Annotated in this window: 12 protein-coding genes; all 12 read right to left on the bottom strand. The window is 76.3% G+C overall.

Features of this window, described 5'->3' with window-relative positions; genetic code table 11:
• Positions 1 to 6: 6 nt before the first annotated feature.
• The 12 genes from ACZ3J7_RS16490 to ACZ3J7_RS16435 all read right to left on the bottom strand — a co-directional run bounded on the left by ACZ3J7_RS16490 (position 7) and on the right by ACZ3J7_RS16435 (position 12,127).
• Positions 7 to 1,206: a type III PLP-dependent enzyme gene (locus ACZ3J7_RS16490; RefSeq protein ID WP_465621238.1), complete on the bottom strand. Its 1,200-nt coding sequence runs from the start codon at positions 1,204 to 1,206 to the stop codon at positions 7 to 9.
• Complete coding sequence (locus tag ACZ3J7_RS16485; protein WP_465621236.1) at positions 1,203 to 2,204, bottom strand: alpha-ketoacid dehydrogenase subunit beta; 1,002 nt, start codon at positions 2,202 to 2,204, stop codon at positions 1,203 to 1,205. Before ACZ3J7_RS16485 ends, ACZ3J7_RS16490 begins: the two co-directional genes overlap by 4 nt.
• Entirely contained in the window at positions 2,201 to 3,208 is a 1,008-nt protein-coding gene (locus ACZ3J7_RS16480) for a thiamine pyrophosphate-dependent dehydrogenase E1 component subunit alpha (RefSeq protein WP_465621234.1), read from the bottom strand. Before ACZ3J7_RS16480 ends, ACZ3J7_RS16485 begins: the two co-directional genes overlap by 4 nt.
• Positions 3,205 to 4,119 (bottom strand): phytanoyl-CoA dioxygenase family protein, encoded by a 915-nt coding sequence (locus tag ACZ3J7_RS16475; protein ID WP_465621231.1) that lies wholly within the window; start codon positions 4,117 to 4,119, stop codon positions 3,205 to 3,207. The genes ACZ3J7_RS16480 and ACZ3J7_RS16475 overlap by 4 nt, the downstream gene beginning before the upstream one ends.
• A gap of 83 nt (positions 4,120 to 4,202) precedes the next feature.
• A complete protein-coding gene (gene hppD, locus ACZ3J7_RS16470; protein ID WP_465621229.1) occupies positions 4,203 to 5,195 on the bottom strand; it encodes a 4-hydroxyphenylpyruvate dioxygenase in 993 nt (330 codons plus the stop codon).
• A gap of 116 nt (positions 5,196 to 5,311) precedes the next feature.
• Positions 5,312 to 6,574 (bottom strand): beta-ketoacyl-[acyl-carrier-protein] synthase family protein, encoded by a 1,263-nt coding sequence (locus ACZ3J7_RS16465; RefSeq protein WP_465621227.1) that lies wholly within the window; start codon positions 6,572 to 6,574, stop codon positions 5,312 to 5,314.
• Positions 6,571 to 8,235, bottom strand: coding sequence for a class I adenylate-forming enzyme family protein (locus ACZ3J7_RS16460; RefSeq protein WP_465621224.1), 1,665 nt, complete (start codon positions 8,233 to 8,235; stop codon positions 6,571 to 6,573). The genes ACZ3J7_RS16465 and ACZ3J7_RS16460 overlap by 4 nt, the downstream gene beginning before the upstream one ends.
• A 125-nt stretch (positions 8,236 to 8,360) precedes the next feature.
• Positions 8,361 to 8,924 carry a beta-ketoacyl synthase chain length factor gene (locus ACZ3J7_RS16455; RefSeq protein ID WP_465621222.1) on the bottom strand — a complete coding sequence of 188 codons (564 nt, stop codon included), beginning with the start codon at positions 8,922 to 8,924 and terminating at the stop codon, positions 8,361 to 8,363.
• The gene (locus ACZ3J7_RS16450; RefSeq protein WP_465621220.1) at positions 8,921 to 10,045 is read right to left on the bottom strand and encodes a beta-ketoacyl synthase N-terminal-like domain-containing protein; all 1,125 of its coding nucleotides are present in this window, start codon (positions 10,043 to 10,045) and stop codon (positions 8,921 to 8,923) included. Before ACZ3J7_RS16450 ends, ACZ3J7_RS16455 begins: the two co-directional genes overlap by 4 nt.
• Positions 10,042 to 10,338, bottom strand: coding sequence for an acyl carrier protein (locus ACZ3J7_RS16445; protein ID WP_465621218.1), 297 nt, complete (start codon positions 10,336 to 10,338; stop codon positions 10,042 to 10,044). The genes ACZ3J7_RS16450 and ACZ3J7_RS16445 overlap by 4 nt, the downstream gene beginning before the upstream one ends.
• Positions 10,335 to 10,640: an acyl carrier protein gene (locus tag ACZ3J7_RS16440; protein WP_465621216.1), complete on the bottom strand. Its 306-nt coding sequence runs from the start codon at positions 10,638 to 10,640 to the stop codon at positions 10,335 to 10,337. Before ACZ3J7_RS16440 ends, ACZ3J7_RS16445 begins: the two co-directional genes overlap by 4 nt.
• 53 nt (positions 10,641 to 10,693) lie before the next feature.
• Positions 10,694 to 12,127, bottom strand: a complete 1,434-nt coding sequence (locus ACZ3J7_RS16435) for a class I adenylate-forming enzyme family protein (protein WP_465621214.1) — start codon at positions 12,125 to 12,127, stop codon at positions 10,694 to 10,696.
• Positions 12,128 to 12,278 lie beyond the last annotated feature (151 nt).

Raw genomic sequence — 12,278 nt, 5'->3', positions numbered from 1 at the left:
CGGGGTTCAGGCGTCGGCCGGGAGCACCGTGCAGGGCAGCGGGTCGAAGCCGTTGAAGCCCTGGGTGAGGTAACTGACCGCGTACGCACCGCTGGAGAGGATCCACACCGGGTCGCCGGAGGCCACCGCCCGCGGCACCGGCACCCGGCCGGTGGCCCGCCCGTGCGGGAAGGTGTCGTCGCTGTCGCAGCTCGGGCCGGCGACCACGGCGGGGACCCGGTCCGCGTCCGGGTGGGTCGGGAAGACCAGCCGGTACTGCACCTGGTCCATCTCGTACAGGCCGTTGAACTTCCCGCAGCCCAGGTAGAGCCAGTGCTCCCGCTCGCCGTCCGGCTGCTGACGGTCCGTCAGCCGGTAGACGTGGGTGCGGATCGCGCCCTGGTCGGCGACCAGGTGGCGGCCGGGCTCCAGGACGAACCGCAGCCCGCCGCCGTGCAGCCGGCGCAGCCGCTCCAGACCCTGCCGGACGGTGTGGAAGATGTCGTCGAGCGGCGGTTCCAGGGCGGTGCCGTACCGGTCCACGTAGCCGAGGGCGGGCAGGCCGCCGCCGAGGTTGACGTGGTCGAGCCGGATGTCGTCCCGTTCGAGCTCCACCATGGCGTCGGCGAGCAGGTCGAAGGCCGCCGCCCAGGCCCCGGCGGTCAGCTGCTGCGAGCCGACGTGCACCGAGAGCCCGGCCGGGGTCAGCCCGGCGTCCCGGGCGGCGGACATCACCCGGACGGCGTCCGCCACCGAGCAGCCGTACTTGCGGCTCAGGCCCCACAGCGCGCCCTCGCCGCTGGTCGCCAGCCGGCAGAACACCCGGGCGCCCGGGGCGTGTTCGGCGATCGCCGCGACGTCGGCCAGGCTGTCGGTGGCGAAGTCCCGGATGCCCAGGCGGTGCGCCTCGGCGATGCCCCGGTCGGACTTGACGGTGTTGCCGTAGTGCACCCGTTCGGCCTGGGCGCCGGTGCGCAGCGCCTGGGTGATCTCGTTCGGGCTGGCAGCGTCGAAGCCGGCGCCGAGCGCGGCGAGTTCGGCCAGCACCTCGTCCACCGGGCAGGCCTTCATGGCGAACCGGACGGCGACGCCCGGGAGTTCGTCCCGCAGCGTGAGGTAGCGGCGGGTGATGCCCGCCAGGTCGTAGAAGATCCGGTCGTCGCCGGGCGCCGCCAGGGCGGAGCGCAACGCCGGGCTGAGCGAGGTGAGTTCGGCGGTCGGGTTCAACGGCCCCGGCCCTCGCCGTGCGCAGGAGCGGAGACCTGGTGCTTCATCACCGCGCGGACGGCGTACCGCAGTTGCTCGCGGCTCGGCTGCAGGGCGCGGTCCAGTGCGGGGGCGAACGGCAGCACGGTGCCGTCCGGGCGGGTGATCCGCCGGGGCGGGGCGAGCAGCCGCATCTCCTCGGCGGCGGTGGCGACGATCTCGCCGCCGATGCCGCAGCTGCGGTTGGAGTCGTCGACGACGACCAGCCGGCCGGTGCGCTCCAGCGAGGCGGCCAGCGCCGACCAGTCGAACGGGTACAGGGTGCGCGGGTCGAAGACCTCGACGGAGACCTCCGGGGCGAGCTCCTCGGCGACGGCCAGCGCGTCGTGCACCAGGTGGCCGACGGCGACCACGGTGACGTCGGTGCCCTCGCGGTGGATCCGGGCCGAGCCGAGCGGGACCGGCACCAGCTCCCGGGTCACCGTCTCGCGCACCGGCAGCGCGCCGGCCGGGGCGAAGACCACCACCGGGTCCGGGTCGGCGATCGCCGAGCGGAGCAGCCCGTAGGCGTCGGTGGGCGTGGCCGGCACGACGGTCTTCATCCCGGCGTGCGCGAACAGGCTGTACGGGTGGTCGGAGTGCTGTCCGGCCCAGCCGTCCCGGGAGCCGGAGCCCGGCACCAGGCAGGTCAGCGGGACGTTCGCCTGGCCGCCGGTCATCAGCGAGAACTTGTGGGCCTGGTTGACGAGTTGCTCGAAGACTAGGAACAGCAGCGAGGGGATCTGGAACTCGATCACCGGCCGCCGCCCGGTCAGCGCGGCGCCGATCGCCATCGAGGTGAAGGCCTGCTCGGAGAGCGGGGTGTCGACGATCCGGCCGGGACCGAAGCGGTCCAGCAGGTTCAGGGTCGGGCCGGCCATCCCGGCGCCGATGTCCTCGCCGAACACGCAGACCGCCGGGTCCTCGGCGAGGGCGTCGGTGAGCGCCCGGTTGAGCGCCTTGGTGTAGGAGAGCCTCATGCCGCGGACCCCGCCCTCGGACGCAGCCCGTCCGCGTAGAGGTACTGCGACGCGCCGTCGGGGGAGGGGCGTTCGGAGCCGAGCGCGAACTCCCGGGCGGCGGCCAGCTGTTCGGCCACCGAGGCGTCCAGCCGTTCGGCCAGGCCGGGCGGCAGCAGCGCGGCGGCGCGCGGCAGCGGGTCGAGGGCGCGCCAGTCGGCGACCTCCTCCGGGGTGCGGTAGCGCAGTTTCATCAGCCGTTCCATGGTGTGGTGGCCCTCGAACCGGTAGGTGCGGCACTCCAGGAAGCCGGGGCCGCCGCCGGCGGCGGCCCGTTCGACGGCTCCGGCCGCCGCCGCGCGGACCGCCTCGGTGTCCATCCCGTCCACCTCGACGGCGGGGATGCCGAACGCGGCGGCCCGGCCGGTGACGCTGCCGGCCACCGCGGTGGCGGCCGGCAGCGTGGTGGCGTAGCCGTTGTTCTCGCAGACGAACAGCACCGGCAGCCGCCACATCGCGGCCAGGTTGAAGGACTCCAGCAGCACGCCCTGGTTGAGCGCGCCGTCGCCGAAGAACGCCACCGCGACCCGGTCCTGGCCGGCCTGCCGGGCCGACCAGGCGGCGCCGACCGCGATCGCGCCGCCCGCGCCCACCATGCCGTTGGCGCCCAGGACGCCGAGCGAGAAGTCCGCGGCGTGCATCGAGCCGCCCCGCCCCTGGTTCAACCCGCCGGTGCGGCCCAGCAGTTCGGCCAGCAGCCGGTCCGGCGCGGCGCCCTTGGCGAGCACGTGGCCGTGGCCCCGGTGGGTGGAGGTGATCCGGTCCTGCGGGCGCAGCGCGGCGCAGACGCCGACCGCCACCGCCTCCTGCCCGATGTACGGGTGGATGCCGCCGGTGATCTCCCCGGCCCTCACCAGGCCGAGCGCCAGCTCCTCGAAGCCGCGGATCAGCCGCAGCATCCGGTAGCGCCCGGCGGGGGAGTCGAGGCCGGGGGCGTCCGGGTCGGCCGGCCGGTGCCGGGTCACCGGGCTCCCCGCCAGACGACCGGGCAGATCTCCGGGTCGGCGTAGTCGGGGCGGCCGTCGGCGGTGCGGCGGACCAGCACGTCGTGGTTGTACGAGGCCGGGCTGCCGTCCGGGCGGGTGGCGTGCCGGTACTCGTTGGCGCCGTCCTGCAGGTGCAGCGAGATCGCCCGGCGCGGGAAGTCGGCCAGGTTGGCGCCGCTGCCGTGGTAGGTGCGGCAGTGGTGGAAGCTGACGTGCCCGCGCGGGATCACCACCGGGACCTTGCGCACCTCGGCGCCGTTGTGGTGCGCGTTGGCGGCCAGGATCGACTCCAGCTCGGAGCGGTCGCGCTGGGCGAAGTGCCGGGTGGCGTCCTCCGCGGAGGGCAGTTCCGCCCAGCGGTTGCTGCCGTCGACCATGGTGATGGTGCCGTTCTCCACCCCGCAGTCGTGGAACGGGATGAACGCGGTCAGCATCTCCTCCGAGGTGGAGGTGTGCCAGTAGTGCTTGTCGAAGTGCCACGGCACCTGGTTGGAGGGCTCCTCCGGCACCGGCGGCTTGAAGATCAGGGTCGACTGGAAGATCCGGATCTCCTCGGCCCCGGCGAGCACCGCGGCGACCGCGCCGACCAGCGGCTTGCGCAGGATCGCGGCGATCGCGTCGCTCTCGTAGTGCACGTAGTCGTTGTGCCGCTGGACCGGCCCGTGCGCGGGCTCCCAGGCGGCCAGCCGCGGCGGCCGGACGGCGAGGGCGCGGTCGCGGCGGCCCTCGTAGTAGTCGTCGGTGGCGGCCTGGAGGGCGTCGACCTCCTGGTCGGTGAACAGCTTCCCGGAGAGGTACCAGCCGTGCTCGCGGTAGCCGGCCACCTCCTCGGGCGTGGGCAGCAGGGCGGTCTCGGCCGGGGTCAGGACGAACTCGGGGGCGACGGTCATGGGGCGGTCCTCCTCGGAGGGCGGTCGGGTCGTGGCCTGGCGGAGCGGGTGGCGGCGGCCGGTCGGCGCGCGGTGGCGGCCGGTCAGCGCGCGGCGGCGGTGGCGCGCTGGCGCTCGACCGCCTCGTACAGGGCCTTGATGTTGGCGGTGCCGAAGGTGCCCGCGCCCTGGCGCTCGATCACCTCCAGGAAGAAGGTCCGCCGCGGGTGGGTGGAGCGGGCGAAGATCTGGAACAGCTGGCCGCCGTGGTCCTGGTCGACCAGCACGTCCAGCTCGCGCAGCGTCCCCACCGGGATGGCGGTGTCGCCGAGCCGCTCGGCCAGGCCGTCGTAGTAGGCGCCGGGGGTGGACAGGAACTCGACGCCGCGCGCGCGGGCGGTGCGGACGGCGGTGGCGATGTCGTCGGTGCGCAGCGCCAGGTGCTGGACGCCCGCGCCGTCGTGGTCGGCGAGGAAGGTGTCGATCTGGCCGGCCCGGCGGCTGGTGTCCGGCTCGATCAGGGTGAAGGTGACGTCCCCGGACGGGCTCTGCACCACGCTGGAGTCCATCGCCTGCTCGCCGACCTCGATGTACTCGCCGAAGATCAGCCGCATGCCGAGCGCGGCCTCGCAGAACCGCACGGACTCGGCGAGCCGCCCGGCGGGCACGCAGACCGCGACGTGGTCGAGGGCGTCCAGCAGGTCGCCGTCGACCGGCTCCGGGGCGTCCGGCAGCGGGACGAAGCGCAGCGCGGTGTCGCCGAAGCCGGCGATCAGCGCGCCCGCGCGGTCCAGCACCTCGGCGCCGTGCCGCTCGGCCCGCTCCAGCGCCGCCGCCGGGTCGGCGCAGCCGAGCGCCAGCACGGCGACGCCCTCGCCGTGCCGCTCCACGTAGGCGGCCACCGGGTGGTCGGTGAGCTCGCTGGAGAGCAGCCGCAGCCGGATGCCGCCCTGCAGCAGGTGGACGGCCCGCAGTCCGGGCCTCCACTCGGGCTGCTCGGCGTCGCGCCGGAAGCCGAAGCGCTCCTGCAGCTCGGCGGCGGTCCGCGCGGCGTCCGCGCAGTGGTACTCGACGTGGGTGATCGTCTGGATCGACAAGGCGGGGCTCCCTGGCAAGTGGAGTGGCGAGCGGAGGCGGCGGGCCGCGACGGCGGCGTCGACGGCGGCCTCTTCGAGTACGGGGCCGGACGGTCCCGGGGACGGTTCCGGGCGGCCTACCTGACGGTTGTGGTGGGCGTCGGCCCGAAGACCAGGCTGGTGTTGTGGCCGCCGAACGCGAACGCGTTGCTCAGCGCGGCCCGCAGCCGGACCGGCCGGGCGGCGCCGCGGACGTGGTCCAGGTCGCAGGCCGGGTCGGGCTGGTCCAGGTTGAGGGTCGGCGGGAGCAGGCCGCGGGCCACGGCCAGCGCGGTGACGGCGGCCTCCACCGCCCCGGCCGCGCCCAGCAGGTGGCCGGTGGCGCCCTTGGTGGAGCTGACGGCGGGCCGGTGGGCGCCGAACACGGCGTTCAGCGCGGCGGACTCGGCGGCGTCGCCGAGCTTGGTGCCGGTGCCGTGCGCGTTGACGTAGCCGATGTCGGACGGGTCCAGGCCGGCGTTGGCGAGGGCGGTGCGCATGGCGTCGGCGGCACCGGTGCCGTCGGGGCGGGGCATGGTCGGGTGGTGGGCGTCGGTGCTGGACCCCCAGCCGATCAGCTCGGCGTACCCGGCGGCGCCCCGGGCGGCGGCGTGCTCGGGGCTCTCCAGGACCAGGACGGCGCTGCCGTCGCCCAGCACGAAGCCGTTGCGGCGGGCGTCGAACGGCCGGGAGGCCTGCGCCGGGTCGTCCCAACCCTGGGCCAGCGCACGGGCGTTGGTGAAGGCGGCGATGATCGTCGGGTGCAGCGAGGCGTCCGTCCCGCCGCACACCACCACGTCCGCGTCGCCGGCCCGGATCAGCCGCAGCCCCTCGGCCACCGCCTGGGCGCCGGCCGCGCAGGCCGTCACGATCGCGCTGCTGAAGCCCCGGATGCCGTGCTTGATCGCGATCCGGGCGGTCGCCATGTTGGAGAGCATCCCGGGCAGCAGGTACGGGCTGACGCCGGGGCGGCCGCGCTCCTGGCGGCGGGTCGCCTGCTGCTCGTAGGTCTCCAGGCCGCCGCCGCCGGTGCCGAGCACCACGGCGGTGCGGCGGGCGTCGACGTCCCGGCCGACCAGCAGGCCGGCGTCGGCCAGCGCGTCGTCCGCGGCGGCCAGCGCCAGCAGCGCGAAGCGGTCGACGCAGCGGGTCTCGGTCGGCGGCAGCACCTCGCGGCCGTCGACGTGCGGGGCGATCCCGGCGGCGGGCAGCCAGCCGTGCGCGACGTGGCCCGCCGGGACGGCGGTGATGCCGCTGAGCCCGGAGGCCAGCGCCTCGAAGACCTCGCCGGGCTTGCGGCCCAGCGAGGTGACCAGGCCGATGCCGGTGACGACGGCGCCGGGCCGTCCGACCCGGGTCACCGGGCCGCCGCCGGGGCGGTGGCGGACACCGGGGCGGTGGCGGCCGTCGGGGCGGTCGCGCCGAGGTGGCGCTCGCGCAGCAGCACCTTGCGGACCTTGCCGGTCGGGCCGAGCGGGATGTCCGCGTCGTCGACCACCAGCACCGAGCGGACGGTGGCGGCGGTGTCCGGGTCGAGCGCGGCGAGCACCTCGGCGGTGCGGTCGGCGTCCCGGTCGGCGCCGGCCGCGAGCAGCAGCAGCACGTCGGTGACCACCCGCTCGCCGTCCCGCACCGCGACGACCGTGCAGTCCTGCACGCCGGGGACGTCGGCCAGCACCCGCTCCTCGGACATCGCGGTGTACAGCCGCCGGCCGCCGCCCAGGTCGACCGAGTCGACCAGCCGGTCGACGTGGTAGTAGTAGCCCTCCTCGTCCCGGTACATCAGGTCCCCGGTGAGGAAGCGGCCGCGCAGCCGGGTGCGGTAGGTGGTGACCGAGTCGTTCCAGTAGCCGGGCGCCAACGTCGGCGAGGCGGTGGCGAGTTCGCCGACCTCGCCGGGGCCGAGCGGCTCGCCGTCCGGGCCGACCACCTCGCAGTCGACGAAGGTGTGCGGACGGCCCACGCAGCGGCCGTACTTCTCGGTGCCGGGGGCGTGGGTGATGTGGAAGTGCGAGTGGCCCATCTCGGTGGAGCCCAGGCCGTCGACGAACACCGAGCCGGCCAGCCGGCCGCGCCCCTCGCGGGTGACGGTCTCGCGCGAACCCTGGGCGATCAGGCGGCGGATGTGCGCCTCGTGCGCGCAGTCGCCGGTGTTCCACCACAGGCCGACCGAGGACAGGTCGCGGGCGGCGAGGTCCTGCCGGGCCAGGTCGGCCCAGCTGGTGGCGAAGCCGAACACGCTCTGCGGCCGCCAGCGCTCGATCGCGTCCAGCACGGCCGGGCCGGTCTGCTGCGAGATCAGGTGCAGCCGGGAGTCGAAGCTGAGCGCCAGGTTGAGCGCGATCAGCGTCGCGGCGTGCGCGGCGGGCAGCACGCTGAGCACCCGGTCGATGCCCTGCGGCCGGGGCAGCGCGGCCCGGTGCCGGATCGACGCGTACAGGCTGGCGTGCGAGTGCACCACGGCCTTCGGCATCCCGGTGGTGCCGGACGAGTGGGTGATCGCCACCGGGTCGTCCGCGTGGTGCCGGTACGGGGCGGGCGCCGCGTCCGGGTCGGCCGCGCCGAGGTCGGCGGCGTCGGCCAGCACCGGGGTCGCCGGGTCGTGCCCGGCCAGCTCGGCCCGGTGCGCGGGGTCGGTGAGGATGCCGACCGCGCCGAGCCGGGCGATGTAGCGGGCCGCGCGCTCGCCGTCCACCCCGGGGTTGAGCAGCGCCGGGATCGCGCCGAGCCGGGCCAGCGCCAGGAAGGACAGCACCTGGTCGGCGGCGGCGGTCGCGTACACCACCACCACGTCCCGCCGGCCGACCCCGAGGGCGTGCAGCGCGGCCGCCCGGGCCCGGACGGCGCGGTCGGCCGCGCGCAGGGTCAGCGCCTCGCCGGCGGGGTGCCCGTCCACCGGGGTGTCGAAGGTCAGCCGCGGGTCGTCGAGACCGAGGCCCAGGGCGACCCTGCTGGTCAGCACGTTCCCGGCGCCGACGTCCGGGTCGTTGGCCAACAGGCTGCGGATGCTGCGGATGCTCACGGTGTGGATCCCTCCCATGGTGCTGACCATGCGGGTGCGGTGCGGCGTCCGGGGACGCGTACGGACGGGGGTGGGCGGCGGGGCGGTGCGCGGCGGGGCGGCGCGTGGTGCGCGGCGCGGCGCGCTCAGGCGGTGGTGACCAGGACGGCGGTGGCGTGGTCGGTTCCCGCGGTCCCTGCGGCCGCGGGCTCGGCCTGCTCGGCGGCGATCACCAGGACCTGGTCGGCGTCGCCGTCCACGAGCAGCAGGGCGGCCGACTCCAGCGCCTCGGGCGGGAGTTCGCCGGGCGCGGCGGCGGTCGGGAGACCGATCGCCACGACCGGACCGGTCAGGCCCCAGCGGGCGGCGACGTGCCCGAGGACGGCGTTCGGGTTGGACTGGAAGAACAGCAGCGGCGGCATCCGGCGCCCCGCCGCGCCGGCGTCGATGGCCAGCGCGGTGGCCCGGTCGCCCGAGGCGCTGGCGAGCAGCAGGCCGGTGCGGCGCGGCTCCCCGGGTTCTCCGGACTCCCCGGGTTCTCCGGACTCCCGGGGTTCTCCGGGCGTCCCGTAGTGCGCGGCCAGGCAGCGGTCGGCGACGGCCGCGACCAGCGGGTTGAAGGTCGAGGCGGTGAAGCCGGGCAGCGGGGGAGGCGGTTCGCCGCCGGTCCAGCGCGCGGTGGCGAGGGTGCGCAGGCGGTCGGGGTTCACGCGGCGGCCACCAGGAGCGCGGTGTTGGCGCCGCCGAACGCCGAGTTGAGGCTCAGCGCGTAGCGGGGACGCGCGTCCGCGCGCGGCCCGGCGAGCACGAGGTCCAGCTCGACCTCCGGGTCCGGGCCCAGCCAGCCGGCGTTGACCGGCAGTCGCCCGCTGGCCAGCGCACCGATGGTGACCGCGAGTTCGAGCAGCGCGGAGGCCTCCAGGGCGTGTCCGTGGACGGACTTGCTGGAGCTGACCGGGAGTCCGGCCAGCGCGTCGCCGAACACCTCGCGCAGCGCCCGCGCCTCCGCCAGGTCGGACATCGGCGAACCGGTGCCGTTGGCATTGACGTAGCCCACCTCGGCCGGGGCGACGCCGGCCCGGGCCAGCGCGGACCGGACCGCCCGGGCCACGCCCGCGCCGTCCGGCCGCGGCCGGCACACGTGGTGCGCGTCGCCGGAGCGGCCCCAGCCGGCCAGTCGGGCCAGCGGACGGGCGCCGCGCCCGGCGGCGGCGTCCGCCGCCTCGACCACCACGGCCGCCGCGGCGTCCCCGAGCAGGGTGCCGCTGCGCCCGGTGCTGAACGGCCGCAGCTCGCCGTCGCGGGCCAGTGCCCGGCCCGCGTCGAAGGCCGCGAAGACGCCCGGCTCCACCAGGTGTCCGGCCGCGACCACCACCCGGGGGTGCCGGCCGGAGCCGACCAGCGCGGCCGCGTCGGCCACCGCGGTGGCGGCGGCCACGCAGGCACCGGTGTAGACCCGGCCCACCCCGGCCAGGCCGAGGGCGGCGGCGCCGGCCGCCACCTCCGCGACCGTCCCGCGGGTGTGCAGGTCGCTGTGCAGGGCGAGCAGCAGCGGTGCGCCGTCGGTGAGTCCGGCCTGCCCGCAGGCGTCGGCGACGGCGCCGAGCACCGCTTCGGCGAGCGGCGGCGGGTCGGCCAGCAGGGCCGCCCGCCGGGTGCCGCGCCGGGCGACGTCGAAGCGGGTCACCTCGGCGAAGCCGGTCGTGGCGGTCCCGGCCCCGGTGGTCCCGGCGGTCGCGGCGGCCAGCGGGGCGAGCCCGGCACCGAAGGCGCTGAGCACCCCGAGGCCGGTGAACACCGGCCGTCCGGCCGGCGGTGCGCTGCTGCTCATGACCGGGCGACCCCGCCGGTGTCGGTGCCACTCCCGCTGCCGGTGTCGCTGCCGGGGGTGGCGGCGAGCACGGCCCCGCGCAGCACCGCGACGGCGTCGTCCACCGTGCGGACGGCGGCGAACTGCTCGTCCGAGAGGTCCAGCTCGATGCCGTAGCGCTGCTCGAACTCGGCGGTCAGCCAGGTGAGTTCGAGCGATCCGAGGCTGTCGGGCACGCTCGCCGCGGCCCGCTGCCCGAACGCCGCGAGCATCGCCACGACCTCGGCCCGGTCCGGCAGCACGGTGCTGCTCACGCGGCGGTCCCGGCGGTGGCGGCGGTGGCGGTGGAGTCGGCGGCCGTGGCGGTGCCGGCGGCGATCCGGCGGGCCACGTCGGCGGTGAACTGGTCGAGGGTCATCAGGGCGGTGCTCTCCATCTCCTCCACCTCGAACTTCACCCCGAACTCGTCCTCGACCTGGACCGAGAGCTCGGCGAGCGCCAGCGACTCCAGGTCGAGGCCGGCCGGGCCGAGGTCGGTGTCGCCGGTGACCTCGGCGGTGTCGTAGTTCATCTCGGCGAGCGCCGCGATGACGAACTCCTGGATGCGCTCCTGCATGGTGTGCTCCTCGTGCTGGGTCGGGGTTCAGTGCGGTCCGGGGACGGACGTGGTCAGGGTGCGGCGGCGCGCAGCGCGGCGGCGTCGCGGACGAGCTTGCCGGTGGCGGTGCGCGGCAGCGCCGGGAGGAAGGCGAGCCGCCGGGGCCGCTTGAAGGCGGCCAACTCGCGGGCCAGCGCGGCCCGGACGGCCTCGGCCTCCGCCTCGCCGGCCCCGGCGTCCCCGGCGCTTTCGGTGGCCAGGTAGGCCTCGATGGCGCCGTCGGCGAAGACCACCACGGCCTCGCGGACCTCCGGCAGGGCCGCCAGGGTGTGCTCGACCTCGTTCAGGTCGACCTTCAGGCCGCCGATCGAGACCTGCGAGTCGCGGCGGCCGAGCACGGTGATCCGGCCGGTGGCCGGGTCGACCCGGCCGGCGTCGCGGGTGTGCAGCCGGCCGTCCGACCAGCGGGTGGGGTCGGTGAGGCCGGGGTACGGGGAGGCGGCCGTCGCGATGTGCAGTTCGCCGCCGTCCGCGCGCAGCTCCATGCCGTGGACGGGGGCCGTCTCGGGGTGCAGGACGCCGTCGAGGTCGGTGGCGATGACGCCGACCTCGGTCATCCCGTACATGGTGCCCAGCGGCACGCCGTACCGTTCGGCGAAGGCGGCGGGCAGGCCCGGGCGGACCAGTTCGCCGGCCACGATCATCCGGCGCAGCTGCGGCAGCGGCGGCGGGTCGGCCGCCCCGGCCAGCAGCTCGGCGTGGAACGGGACGCCGATCACGGTGGTCGGCCGGTCGTCCGCGGCGACCGCGGCGAGGATGCCCGCCGTGGTCATCCGGGCCGGGACGGTCAGCGGCACCCGGGCGTGCAGGCTGTTGAGCAGCCCGCCGACCAGCCCGAGGACGTGCACCACCGAGGAGAGCAGGACGACCCGCTCGCCGGCCTTCGGGAACTCCGGCAGCCGTGCGTAGCAGTCGAGTTCGCGCAGCAGGTCGGCGGCGGTGCGGGCGATCACCTTGGCCGGGCCGGTCGAGCCCGAGCTGAGCTGCACCAGGGCGTGGCCGGTCGCGGCCGGGCGGCCCTCCGGCCGCGCCACCGGCACCGGGTCGGTCTCGGCGAAGCCGCGCATCGCCGCCGCCGGGCCGTGCGCCGACTCGACCAGCACCTGGGGCGCCAGCCGCTCGACGGCGAGCGCGACCTCGTGGTCGGTGAGCCGGTGGTCCAGCAGGACGGCCTGCGCGCCCAGCTGCCAGCAGGCCAGCAGCGCGGCGGCGTAGCCGAGCGAGGGCGCCAGCCGCAGCGCGGCCGTGCCGCCGCGCCGCAGGCCGGCGGCGGACAGCCGGGCGGCCTGCTCGGCGACCAGTGCGCGCAGCGCGGCCCGGTCGACGGGGGTGCCGAAGCGCAGGCACTCCTGGTCGGCGGGGCCGGCCAGCAGGTAGCGGTCCACCCAGTCGTGCGGGGCCTCGCCCGACTGGCCGGGCAGGGAAGGAGATCCGGTCAACGCCACTCCACGGAGGGGAGGTTGGAAGGGGGCCGGTCGCGACGGACGTGGTCGGTTCGGCTTCCTGACGATTACACAGGCGTTCGAGCCGAAGCAAGGTCTAGACCATTGGGGGCACGGCCTCCTACGCTGCCGGGCCGGAGCGGGCCCGACCGAG

This window comes from Kitasatospora sp. NPDC015121 (assembly GCF_055562955.1).
The sequence above is the reverse complement of the archived record's forward strand: the minus strand, read 5'-3'. Positions and strand labels throughout refer to the sequence as shown.

Excerpts from the sequence above, each read along its gene's own strand:
- ACZ3J7_RS16485 (WP_465621236.1), bottom strand. The coding sequence starts at position 2,204 with ATGAGGCTCTCCTACACCAAGGCGCTCAACCGGGCGCTCACCGACGCC.
- ACZ3J7_RS16475 (WP_465621231.1), bottom strand. The coding sequence starts at position 4,119 with ATGACCGTCGCCCCCGAGTTCGTCCTGACCCCGGCCGAGACCGCCCTG.
- ACZ3J7_RS16450 (WP_465621220.1), bottom strand. The coding sequence starts at position 10,045 with ATGAGCAGCAGCGCACCGCCGGCCGGACGGCCGGTGTTCACCGGCCTC.
- ACZ3J7_RS16440 (WP_465621216.1), bottom strand. The coding sequence starts at position 10,640 with ATGCAGGAGCGCATCCAGGAGTTCGTCATCGCGGCGCTCGCCGAGATG.